Raw genomic sequence first — 12,279 nt, 5'->3', positions numbered from 1 at the left:
GGTTCGCCTCGTTGGCGAAGCCGGCATCGCCCGAGACCTCCCGCGGCTTGCGCCCGAGATGAGCGCGGACCCCGTCCACAAGCGGCACGAGCGCGCGGTAGTCAGCCGAGTTGGTCACGAGGCGGTGCGCGACGATCACCTAATGGGCTGCGTCGACCGCGATCTGGCCGTTGTAGCCTTGTACGAAGCCGTTGCGCGTGGGCAGGATCCGGCTGTCGGGGTCGGTGAAGTTGCGCTGCGCTCGGTCGGGCGGACCGCCGTCTTCGCCGCGCAGTGGCTGGCCCTGCCAACGCAGGCCCGACGAGGCGCCCGGCCCGCTCTCGTCCTCCGGTTCGGGCGGATCAGCCGCCTCCGCCTCCAGCGCGGCCTTGGCGGCGCGGATCGCTTCCAGCCGCCGCTGCTTGTCGGCCATCCAGTCCGGCGTCTCGTCAGCCCGACGATCGGCACCGTGAGCCTGGTCCTCCGCCGTGTCAGCCTCGTGCGCGCGCTCCAGCCAAGCGTCTACCTCGGCGGCCAGGGCCGGCTCGGCGGTCTGCATCCGCCCGTAGCTCATCGCTTTGTGTCGTGAGGCGTTGTCCTTCAGCTTGGTACCATCCACCGCCACGGGGTCGAACTCGACCAGACCGGCTGCCCGACACAGGCGCAGCACCTGCACGAACAGGGCCGACAGGGCCACGAGGTGGCGCTTGCTGAAGTCGGAGATGGTGCGGAAGTCCGGCCGGTTCATGCCGGTCACCGCCATGACGTCGACACGCTCCTCACAGGCGCGGGCGAGCTGGCGAGAAGAGTACAGGCCGCGGCTGTAGCCGTAGAGCAGGAGCGCCACCATCATGCCGGGATGGGAGGGCGGGTAGCCGCCCTCCTCCGTGTAGGTGTCGAGGATGGCCGAGAGGTCGAGCGCCTCTCGAACCGTATCGCGCACGAAGTGCGCCATGTGCCCGGGTGGCACGAACTCGTGCAGCGAGGGCGGCAGAAGCCAACCCTGATCGACGTCCCAGGAGCGAAACACCTTGGTCATGAGCCAAGTGAATCACCCTCCCGATCCGCCGTCGAGGAGATTACTCGGACAGGCTCCTAGGCCTGTATCTCGGTGTGGCCAGTTCGCCAGACGTTGAGCGCCGCCTCGACTCGCATGCCTCCGGTTCATCGGGCCATCCCCTGGGCGCATTGTGCCGGAGAAATGCTGCCGATAAAAGCAGCGCACGTTGTGGAAATAATTGCTTTATAAGCATAAAAATACGCATTTACTGAATAAAAATGGCAATTTCATCTGTTATATTCGAATAGAAAACAGAATAGTACTCAGGATTTTTGATCGTAATATTTCCAAATTCTATAAAACTTGCACAAACTTGTGGGGATGCGTCCTTTGCCGTGGCCGTAACTCTGCGGTACAAGCGGGAATCATGAGCCGTCGTTCGTGTGCACCATTCCATCGAGAAGTTTAGTAGAGATGACTCCTTCCGGTCAAAAAATTTGTCTCTCGATGATTGTTAAGGACGAGGCACCAGTCGTTCGCCGGTGCCTCGAATCCGTGCGTTCGATTATTGATTATTGGATCATCGTTGACACCGGTTCCAGCGACGGAACGCAGGAGATCATTCGTTCTACCCTGGCCGATGTGCCGGGCGCCCTGCTGGAGCGGCCTTGGGTTGATTTTGCCTACAATCGTACTGAAGCGCTGAATCTGGCCCGCCCGCACGGCGCCTACACTTTGGTTATCGACGCGGACGACGAGTTGATAATCCCGGCCGGTTTCATGATGCCGATCCTCGAGGCTCCGGGGTACAGCCTCCAAATTCACGATAACAGTTTTAGATATTCACAAATTCAAATATTTAACAACAAAAATAAATGGCATTATCGTGGGGTTCTGCACGAATTTGCCGAATGCAAAGATTTAGTCTGGTCTGATACCTTGCCGATTGCAATGCGTCGAGGGCACGATGGAGCACGCCGTCGTGATAAAAGGACTTACGAGCGGGACGCGGAAATTTTGGAGAAAGCTCTGACGACAGAAAAAGATCCGTTTCTGATTTCACGATACACGTTTTATCTTGCGCAAAGCTATCGCGATTGCCAGGAGCGGCATAAGGCGATTGTCAATTATTTGAAGCGCGCCGAATTGGGATTCTGGGCCGAAGAAGTCTATATCAGTTATCTGAGTGCCGCTCTAATAATGGAAGCGCTCGACGAACCTTTCGATCAAATCGTCGCCACATTCGATAAGGCGATAGCAATCAATCCGAGGCGTGGCGAGGCTCTATTTCACGCCGCGAGATATTGCCAAGATAAAAAGCGTTATGTCGAAGGATACCATTATGCAGAAGCCGGAATCAGTCTAGCATCGCCAAGTGATGGCCTTTTTCTGCAGCCATGGATGTATGCATACGGTTTGCAAGATAAATTTTTCGTTCATGCATTTAACACAGGTCAGTACAGATCATGCCTTTCGGCATGTCTTGCTGTTCTTGGCTGCCCGGACTTTCCGGCTGAGGATCGACCGCAACGCGCCGAGCTTGCTCGTAAAGCACTTACCAAAATGGTCGACCCGGCTTGGGGAGCTAATCACTCGACTTATGTCGCAACTTATAGTCCGAGCTGGCAGTTTTTTTGATTTTTTCTGGACGGAAACTCTCTTGGGATCGGGTCCCCTGGTATACCTGGCTCGTGGCGTTCTGCTGGCAATCAGCGCATGTCGACCAACTTCGAAGCGTGAACGCTTGGTCACGCGAAGACGCCCCAGACGCTTGGCTCTACGATTTAGTTGACGCGTATAAAACTTGCGCCGCCCGATTCTAGTTGGTAATTTTCGTTGTCTCTAAGACATTAATTTGACCTTCATCGCAATCAACGTAAGTAATAGTTGTAATTTATCCGCGACAAATTTTTTTGAAAGTGGATAAATATCGACGAGAGGCGAGTCATATTTTCAAAAACTCAAATATCATAGGATTTTTTTACCAGAAAATGCTGATTTAGAGATGGTACATCGCCGCAGTCGCTAGATGGGACTGCGGCGTCGCCGAACATACTTCTGTCCGACCTGCACTTCGACGAGTCGATATTCAAGACGGCCGCTCAACGGTTCTCGATATCGCCTGCCCCTTGACGAGAACTATCGCTGGTTTCGTCCGCCGTCACATCGTGCTGCTCGAGCAGGTGCACGTTTTCTTATGTGCTCCCTCGATTATCCCCTTTCGGCACCAGACGCCACGCGCATCTCGCAATGGCCGAAGCTCTACCCGCCCGTCCACGACCCATCTCTGCTCCTGTACGCGAATTAGGCGACGGATCTGCTCTGTAGCGGGAGCTTTATTTGGGAGCACATTTCTGGACCGCGATACTAATCTGTACCTGTCCCCGATGCAGATCGACAAAGCTGTCGGATGGAGGGCCGAGTGATCGTCTACGCACACACAGCCATCGCCGCGACTTCGTCCTGGGCGTGGTGTTGTCGGTTCGAGGATCCGACACAGACACACACCCCCACACAGGAGACGACCGACGATGCCCACGCACGCCACTCTGAATTCCACCACGCCCCGTAATTCGTCAGCCCCGCACGGGATCATTTTCTTCGATTCAATGCTTGATGTGACTCCATCCAGCGATCTGCAGCGCTATTACACGCATGGACGCGCGGCACTGGCGAATGCCCTCGACGAAGGGTTGATGGCCGACGAGGTCGAGCAGATTCTCGACGGGCGGACGATCATCGACGCCTTCCCGGTCTGGCGCGGCGAGAGCCCGGCGGATTACGCGGCGCGCGCTGTCGCCGAGATGTTCGTCGCCTACCTGCAATAACCACTGTGTCCTCGCCGAACATCGATACCCCCAACCACTCGGCTGCCATCTCGGCGGACGCTGCGGAGTATTCCTACCCGCGGCGTGTCCGGAGCGCAGCGACAGAGGCTTGAGTCTCTCGCCATGCCGACAATCGAAACGCCCGGGTGCGGTCGCCCGGCGAAGGCGGCCTTGCGCGCCCTCGTGATTGGCGCCGCCGGCTTCGCAGCGATCTCGCCCGTGGCGGAGGTGACAGCCTCCGTACCGGTGCCGGCTTTGGCTCCGCGACCCGATGGGCCTGGCGACGAGCCGCCCGAGGTGGAGGCGCGGGTGGCCCTCGGGCCGGGTGGTCGGGACATCCGGTTGGCCGGCGATCTTACGGAGGGCGTAGCGGCGCGCGTGGCGGCCCTGCTGGCGGCGAACCCGGGCGTGGAGCGCATCCACCTGACCAGCGATGGCGGGCTGGTCGACGAGGCGGAGGCGCTCGGCGCGCTGGTGGCCGAGCGGGGTCTCGCCACCTACGTGCCCGATGCCTGCGCCTCGGCCTGCACCCTCGTCTTCGTGCGCGGACGGACCCGTTATCTGGCCATCGGCGGCCAGCTCGGGTTTCACGCCCCCTACGAGCTGGGACCCGGCGGCCGGATCGAGGCGGTCGATCCCAGTGCCGAGCGCGCGGCTTATCTCGCGGCCGGCCTGACGTCGGGTTTCGTGGCGCAGACCATGACGGTGGCGCCTGAAGATATCTGGATCCCCGAACCGGCGCGGCTGCGCCAGGCTGGTGTCGTGACCGAGATGGTTGGGAGCGACCGCTTCCCGGATTCCACCCTCGATTCCGATCCGAGCCCGCCGGCCGCCCGGTCCGAGCTCCTCCGCAATCTGCCGATTCTGTCTGCGGCAGATCCCGCTGCGGTCGATGAAGCGGCCGCCTGGTATCGAGACGGGTATCTGGCCGGCCGTTCGGAGGCGGAGGCCATCGCGGGTCTGCGTCAGCGGGCATCGGCCGCATTGCGGCGGAAGTTCCGGGCGGCCGACGACGCGACCGTCCGCGCTTTGGGACAGTTCGTTTTGGCGAATGCGGCCGCAGCCGAAGTCTGCGCCGCCCTCGCCGCAGCGGACTTCGTCAGGCTGGACGAGACGCTCAGGGGCGCGCAGCCGGGTCGCCCTGGGCTTGCCGCGCTCCTCGCACAGCGCTCGTCCGAAGGTGGGAGCGCCGCGAAGGTTGGCGTGAAGCAGAGTCGCATGGTGAGGCCGGAACATGCCTTCGTTCCACCCGTCTGCGCGGGGCCGATTGAGGCCGTACGGCACGCCCTTGCACGCCCGCCGCACGAGGCGGCGCTGGCGCTGAGGAAGATCCTGCTGGGTGATTCGCTGGCAACGATTGTCAGCGCTGCCATTCCGTGATCGAACCCGTCACCTTTTGAGCACGCGCGAGTGCTCCTGGCGACTGAACGGTCCTACGCCTTTCCCACAATCCTGCCTGCGGGACACCGATGATATCGACGAGGCGCCGCACCGTTCTGGCCGGAGCGCTGGCCTTAGCCGTCAGCGGGGCCGGAGCGGCGAGTGCCCTGCGGGTCGTCGCCTCCTCGGTGCGGCATGCAGAGATCCTTGAATTCATCACGCGCACGCTGGCACCAGGGTTTTCCCTGACGGTCATCGAGACGAGCGGCGATATCCGACCGGACGCCCTCCTCCATGACGGCGATGCCGACGCCAATTTCTTCCAGCACGTATCTTTCCTGCACTCTCAAGAGGCGCAGCTCGGGGTAACATTCGCGGTTGCGGCGTGGGTGCCTATTAAACTGATCGAGATCTATTCCTGGCGCGTGAAGACCCTGGCCGAGGTTCCGCAGGAAGCGAGCGTCGCCCTGCCGAATAACGTCACGAACTTCAGCTGCGGCCCAAAACCCCCTCAGGCGAAATCCTGCGGCTTGTCGCCCTGCTCACATCCGCGGGGGTCACGACCTTCATCCGTAATCGCTATCGCGATTCGGCGATCTCCGTCCGGGCAGCCTGATCGGATGACCCACAGTGTGGGCAATCTGGGCTTCGTCCCCGCCTGTTTGGCAGATCGGGCTGCATTGATCTCACCTGCGACGAGAATGATGGTTTGTACCGACCTGCCGACGTCATCGACTGCTTTGATAAGATGAAAAATAGAACGGAAAATACGAATATTTCTTCTCAATGTTTATAAAATTATGCGAGAAATGAAAATAACTTGCTAGTTACGTCGAACGAGTCGCTATAAGTTATTGCCTATTTAATGAAAATCTGATAGAAATACGCTGAACTCATTTCCCGGTTTGAGATATGGACGTCGGTTTATTGCAGCCTAGAAAAAAATTATCTCTCAATTTGCGTTCGATCATCATCGGGTCTTCGATAACCCTGTTCGTGATATCAGCGACGATTGGAATATTTTCTGTATTCCGCATCGGTATGATCAACGAGGTCAGCCGATCGATCTCCGAGGAGATCAAGGCGGTCACGATCCTCGGGCGCATGAAGGAATTGAGCCAGGGACTGCGGGCCCTGGATGTCCTGGCCCACAACGCCCGCTCGGACGACGAGCGCCGCCGCTATCTCGCGGAAGCCGCCAAAGCCCAGGAGACGTTCTCCGCGGCCTGGAGCGCCTACGCGCCGACCATCTCTGGGGCCGATGAGCAACGATTGGCGCATCGGTTGCGCCAGGCCTGGCAGCACTTCCTGACCGTGGAGGCCGAGGCGACCGCGCTGGACCGCGCCGGTGAGCGTGAGCTGGCCGATGCGGTGTTCGCCGATCCGTTCCAGAACGACGCCGTCGCCTTCACCCAGGCGGTGGATTCCGTCTTGGTCCACCGGCAGGGGCGAGCCTTCGAGCAGACGGCGGCGGCCGATGCGATCGGTGCCATGTCCCGGCTTGCGGTGATCGCGGCGTTGGCCATCGCGGCGGTTCTGAGCCTGGGGATCAGTTGGTTCATCATTCGTCGCGTGGTCGCACCGATCGCGACGATCACGCGGGTGATGGCCTGCCTCGCTGAGAACGATCTCGCCGTCGCGATCCCCGGCGGCGAAAGAGGCGACGAGATCGGCGCTATCGCGGGGGCCATGCAGGTGTTCAAGGAGAACATGATTCACGCCAAGGCCCTGGACGAGGCGGCCGCCAGGATCCGCCAGGAAGCGGAGCAGCGGCGCAAGGTCGTGCTGCGCGACATGGCGGAGCGGCTCGAGGAGACGGTGGGCGGGATCGTCGGCACCGTCGCATCCGCGGTGACGCAGCTTCAGGGAACGGCCCGACAGACGAGCGAGGCCGCCGGGCAGACGGCAAGCCAGTCCACGACGGTGGCGGCCGCGGCCGAACAGGCCCAATCCAATGTGCGGATGATCGCGGCCGCCGCCGACGAACTCGGCGCGTCGGTCCAGGAGATCGGCCGCCGGGCCCAGCACTCCGCCGCCATGGCCGACGGTGCCGCCACGGAGGCTGCCCAGACCATCGCGTTCGTGCAGGTGCTCAGCGGCGCGGCGGACCGGATCGGCCACGTAGTCCGGCTGATCGCCAAGATCGCGGCGCAGACCAATCTGCTCGCCCTTAACGCCGCCATCGAGGCTGCTCGGGCCGGCGACGCCGGCCGGGGCTTCGCAGTGGTGGCCGCAGAGGTCAAGCAATTGGCGGGCGAAGCGAAGCGCGCAACCGACGATATCGCCAGCCATGTCTCAGTCATCAAGGCGTCCACCTCCGACGCCGTCGCGGCGATTGAGGGGATCGCCACGCGGGTCAAGAACATGAGCGGGGCTGCCGCCTCGATCGCCGCGGCCGTCGAGGAACAGGGCGCCGCCACCCAGGAGATCGTGGTCAACATCTCGCAGGCTGCCAATGGCACCGGCGAGGTGACGGCGAACATCACCAATGTCGCCGGCGCGGCGGAGCATACCGGCGTTGCGGCGGATCGGATGCTCACCTCGGCAAGTGCGCTGTCGCGCGATGCCGAGCGCCTGGGCGAAGAGGTCCAGCGGTTTCTGAAGAGCATCCGTGCCGCCTGACGCGGTCCTGTCACCAAGCTGGGGCAAGTCAGGCGGCTGCTTGGCGTCCTCATCGGCGAAGATCTTCGCTATCGCGTCCAACGCGAACCCATTGACTTCACGCGCTCGCTCGCGCCGAGGCGGCATCGACCGCGGTGGAGAGCGCTGCAAGCAGGTGGAAGTGCCATGATCCGAACCCTCCGCGGAAGGACCCTCGTCCAGAGGTTCAATGCCGCCCGAGAGGCACTCCAATCGTGTCACGTTCGAGTTCGGGGTTCGATCGTCGCCAGAGGCAGACGGCCGGCAGCCTGTGCAGCTGTGCTCGCCAGCCTGGCAACGCCGGCTTTGTCGACCACGATCGGCGTCGCGATGGTCCAGCCGAACGGCTTCACGCAGCTGCTTCACGATCGCCTCGAAACCTACGCAAGGTCCCTTCCCGACCTCGCCGTGCAATTCGCCTACGCCCCGGAGGGGGCGGGCGAGAAACAGATCGAGCAGGTCCGCCAGTTCATCGCCGCGAAGGTCGATGCCTTGGTGGTCCTTCCAGTCGACCCAGTGGCAAACGCGACGATCACTCGGCTCGCCCAGGAGGTCGACATCCCGCTGGTCTACGCCAACAACGGTCCCCGCGAGGACTGGTTCGACGGGCGCGTGGCGTTTGTCCTGCCGAACGATCTCGTGGCGGGGCGGCTCCAGATGCGGAAGCTCGCGCAGATGCTGAAGGGCAAAGGGCGGGTCGCAATCATCAACGGGCATCCAAGCCACTTGGCGACCGCGTTGCGCACGCAGGGCGTCAAAGAGGTGGCCGCCGCGTTCCCGGAACTCCATGTCGTGGAGGAAGGGACTGCGGACTGGGATCGCAAGAAGGCGGCGGCGCTCGTTGCCGCATAGCTGGCGAAGGGGACCGCGATCGACGCGATCGTCGCCAACAACGACGAGATGGCGATCGGGGCGGCCGATGCCGTCAAGGCGGCCGGGATCCCATCCGATCGGATCCTGATCGGCGGTGTCGACGCGACGCCCGACGGCCTGAAGGCGATGCAGCACAAGCGCATGGCCGTGACGGTCTTTCAGGATGCAGGCCTGCAGGCGCGCCGGGCGGTGGACGATACGCTGAAGCTGATCCGGCGCGAGACCGTGCAGCAATACGATTGGGTGCCATTCGAACTCGTCACGGACCAGATGTCGACCACGCATTTTTCGAAGTAGACGTTTCGGCCCTCAGCGATATCCTGTTGCCCCTGCCGTCTCGCCAAACTCATAGTCGTGGCAGCGCGCGAGAGCGTTGGTCGGCTGCGGACTTACAGGAATAGATATGCAAAAGGAGCCATGTCGTAGGGCGCCGTTTTGCGATTATGGGCGACCGGTGATGTTGTCTCAGGAAAAGAGCAGCGTGCTGACCTGCGACGCGGGATGTCGTGAGCTGCGCGACAGGGCGCGGCGGATCTCGAAGCTGAATCCAGAGCGCTCGGCATGACGGTCGTCGCCCTCGACACGCTTGCCATCGTCCGCAAGCTCCGAGCTTCCGGCCTGCCCGAAGATCAGGCGGAGGCTATCACCGATGCGATTCGAGACAGTCGCGACGCCGACCTGACAGCCCTCGCCGCGAAGACGGACATCCGCGAGGCAGAGCTCCGGCTTGAGGCTAAGATCGAGGCTACGAAGGCAGACATCATCAAATGGGTGCTATCGGCCATCGGCTACCAGGCGTTGATCATCGTGGGTGCGATCATCGCAATGGCCCGTGCTCTGCATTGACGGCGTTGCGATCATCAAGGCCTCCCTTGCGCCGGACTTGTCACCGACCCGTTGCGGGGGCAAACGCCCCTGCGCCGGATCGGTGGCGGGCAACGCGGCTTGAAACCCTATCGCATCACGAACGGGTTCTCGGGCGCGTCGCGGCTGGTGGAGATCCAGACGCTCTTGGTCTCCAAGTACTCGCGGATCGACTCGATCCCGCTTTCGCGGCCGATCCCGGAGCGCTTCATGCCACCGAACGGCATCATGTAGCTCACCGCGCGGTAGGTGTTCACCCAGATCGTGCCGGCGCGCAGGCCCTTCGACATACGCAGGGCTCGGCCGATATCCTGGGTCCAGACGCCGGCCGCTAAGCCGTAGATCACGTCGTTGCCGAGCCGCAGTGCCTCGGCCTCGTCCTCGAACCCGATGATCGACAGGACCGGGCCGAACACCTCCTCCTGGGCGATGCGCATGTCGTTGGTGACGCCGGTGAAGATCGTCGGCTCGACGAACTGGCCGCCGATCACGCCCGGTCCGGAGGCGGGGTTGCCGCCGAGCACGCAGCGCGCGCCCTCGCTCTTGGCGAGCGCGATGTAGTCCAGCACTTTGGCGTATTGCGGCGGCGTGGTGATCGGCCCGATATTGGTCTCCGCCCGCATCGGATCGCCGAGCCGAGCCGAGCGGGCCAGTTCGACCAGCCGCTCGACGAAGGCTTCACGGATGCTGTTCTGCACCAGCAGCCGCGAGCCGGCGATGCAGGTCTGCCCGGTCGCCGCGAAGATGCCCGAGATCGCGCCCGCGGCGGCGGCCTTCAGGTCGGCATCGGCGAACACGATGTTGGGCGATTTACCACCGAGTTCCAGCGACACCCGCTTGATCTGGCGCGCGGCCGCCTCGTAGACCTTCGCGCCGGTGACATCCGAGCCCGTGAAGGTGATCTTGGCCACGTCCGGGTGCTCGACGATGGCACTGCCGGCCTCGCCGCCGAAGCCCGTGACGACGTTGAACATCCCGTCCGGCAGTCCGGCCTCCTTGGTCAGGCGGGCGAATTCCAGGGTGCTTGCGGAGGCGAATTCCGACGGCTTGACCACGACGGCGCAGCCGGCCGCGAGGGCGGGTGCGCATTTCCAGGCGACGAACAGCAGCGGCGAGTTCCAGGCGGTCAGCGCCCCGACCACGCCCACCGGCTCGTGCCGGGTGAACGCGAAGGTCTCCGGCTTGTCGATCGGCACTTGAGCGCCTTCGACCTTGTCGGCGAGGCCGGCATAGTACCACCACCATTCCGGCTGGTAGCGGGTCTGGCCGTACATCTCGGCGAACAGCTTGCCGTTGTCACGGACCTCGACCTCGGCCAGCGCCTTGGCCTCGCGCTCAACGAGGTCGCCGATCCGGCGCAGCACCTTGCCTCGGGCCGAGGCGGTCATGGCGGCCCAGGGGCCGTCCCACATGGCGCGCTTGGCGGCGGCTACCGCCCTGTCGACATCGGCCTTGGAGGCGCGCGGGATTCGGGCCCAGGGCTCGCCTCGGTAGGGGTTGACGGACTCGAACCACGAGCCCTCGACCGGATCGACGTCCTGGCCGTCGATGTAGAGCTGATAGGTTTTCACGGCGCGCCTCTCTCGCGAATGACGCGCGCGATATGGGCCCGAAGCGGGCCCGTGACGAGGCTCGCCGCCTTATCCGTTAGCGCTGAGGCGCTTGATGTCGGCGTCGACCATCTCGGTGATCAGCGACTCGAGGCTGGTCTGCGCCTCCCAACCGAAGGTTGCCTTGGCCTTGGCCGGGTTGCCGAGCAGCACCTCGACCTCGGCGGGACGGAAGAACGCCGGATCGATGATCAAGTGATCATCGATGTTCAGCCCGACATGCTTGAACGCGATCACGCACATGTCCCGCACCGTCGTGGTCCGGCCGGTGGCGATGACGTAGTCGTCCGGCTTGTCCTGCTGCAGCATCAGCCACATCGCCTCGACGTAGTCCCGGGCGTGGCCCCAGTCCCGCTTGGCGTCGATGTTGCCCAGCCGCAATTCCTTCTGCTTGCCGAGCTTGATCCGCGCCACCGCGTCCGTGACCTTGCGGGTGACGAACTCGACGCCCCGCAGCGGGCTCTCGTGGTTGAACAGGATGCCGTTCGAGGCGTGCAGCCCGAAACTCTCGCGGTAGTTGATAGTCATCCAGTGCGCGTAGAGCTTGGCCACGCCGTAGGGCGAGCGCGGGTAGAACGGCGTCGTCTCGCTCTGCTGCGCCTCCTGGATCAGGCCGAACATCTCCGAGGTCGAGGCCTGGTAGTACCGGGCCTGGGGGGCGACCGAGCGCAGGCATTCGAGCATGTGCACGGCGCCCAGGCCGGTCACCTGGCCGGTGAGCAGCGGCTGCTGCCAGGAGGAGGTCACGAACGACTGCGCGGCGAGGTTGTAGATCTCGTCAGGCTTGGCGGCCTGGACGATGCGCAGCAGCGCCGACTGATCCAACAAGTTGCCGTCCACGAGCTCGACATCGTCCAGGATGCCGAGCCACTTCAACCGGTGGTCGAACACCCCGGCATGGCTGGAGCGGCGCACGATGCCGGTGACCGTGTAGCCCTTCTGCAGCAGCAACTGCGCCAGATACGCGCCGTCCTGGCCCGTCACCCCGGTGATCAGCGCGCGCTTGCCCGTCATGAATCCGTCCCATCCCGTTGCTGCCCGGCTGCTACGACCGTGGTAGCCCGCGCGTCAAGGTGAGGCCAGACCGCGCATAGTCTTCGCGGTG

The 12,279-nt window shown here is 63.0% G+C and carries 8 protein-coding genes and 2 pseudogenes; 7 read left to right on the top strand and 3 right to left on the bottom strand.

From position 1 onward, the window contains the following. A pseudogene (locus MKL11_RS28005) lies at positions 1-1,018 on the bottom strand (IS1182 family transposase); the annotation flags it as partial. 402 nt (positions 1,019-1,420) lie between these two features. Here MKL11_RS28005 and MKL11_RS28000 point away from each other — a divergent pair. From MKL11_RS28000 to MKL11_RS27970, 7 genes and pseudogenes are all read left to right on the top strand, one after another. After that, entirely contained in the window at positions 1,421-2,617 is a 1,197-nt protein-coding gene (locus MKL11_RS28000) for a glycosyltransferase (RefSeq protein ID WP_243949607.1), read from the top strand. Between the two features lie 893 nt (positions 2,618-3,510). Continuing rightward, entirely contained in the window at positions 3,511-3,807 is a 297-nt protein-coding gene (locus MKL11_RS27995) for a hypothetical protein (RefSeq protein ID WP_243949599.1), read from the top strand. A gap of 171 nt (positions 3,808-3,978) precedes the next feature. Then, a complete protein-coding gene (locus MKL11_RS27990; RefSeq protein WP_243949596.1) occupies positions 3,979-5,187 on the top strand; it encodes a hypothetical protein in 1,209 nt (402 codons plus the stop codon). 89 nt (positions 5,188-5,276) lie between these two features. Continuing rightward, positions 5,277-5,939, top strand: a complete 663-nt coding sequence (locus MKL11_RS27985; protein ID WP_243949594.1) for a MetQ/NlpA family ABC transporter substrate-binding protein — start codon at positions 5,277-5,279, stop codon at positions 5,937-5,939. A 160-nt stretch (positions 5,940-6,099) separates the two neighbouring features. Then, the gene (locus MKL11_RS27980; RefSeq protein ID WP_243949591.1) at positions 6,100-7,809 is read left to right on the top strand and encodes a methyl-accepting chemotaxis protein; all 1,710 of its coding nucleotides are present in this window, start codon (positions 6,100-6,102) and stop codon (positions 7,807-7,809) included. Positions 7,810-7,974: 165 nt separating this feature from the next. Next, positions 7,975-8,997 (top strand): annotated as a pseudogene (locus MKL11_RS27975) (substrate-binding domain-containing protein). 264 nt (positions 8,998-9,261) lie between these two features. After that, complete coding sequence (locus MKL11_RS27970; RefSeq protein ID WP_243949589.1) at positions 9,262-9,546, top strand: CCDC90 family protein; 285 nt, start codon at positions 9,262-9,264, stop codon at positions 9,544-9,546. 107 nt (positions 9,547-9,653) lie between these two features. Here the strand turns inward: MKL11_RS27970 and MKL11_RS27965 are convergent, their stop codons facing one another. Next, positions 9,654-11,135: an aldehyde dehydrogenase gene (locus MKL11_RS27965; protein ID WP_243949587.1), complete on the bottom strand. Its 1,482-nt coding sequence runs from the start codon at positions 11,133-11,135 to the stop codon at positions 9,654-9,656. Between the two features lie 69 nt (positions 11,136-11,204). Further along, positions 11,205-12,188: a GDP-mannose 4,6-dehydratase gene (gmd, locus tag MKL11_RS27960; RefSeq protein WP_243949585.1), complete on the bottom strand. Its 984-nt coding sequence runs from the start codon at positions 12,186-12,188 to the stop codon at positions 11,205-11,207. Positions 12,189-12,279 lie beyond the last annotated feature (91 nt).

It is taken from the genome of Methylobacterium sp. J-077, assembly GCF_022829365.1.
Taxonomy (GTDB): Bacteria; Pseudomonadota; Alphaproteobacteria; order Rhizobiales; family Beijerinckiaceae; genus Methylobacterium.
Note: the sequence above shows the minus strand (reverse complement) of the source record. Positions and strands in the feature narration are given on the sequence as shown.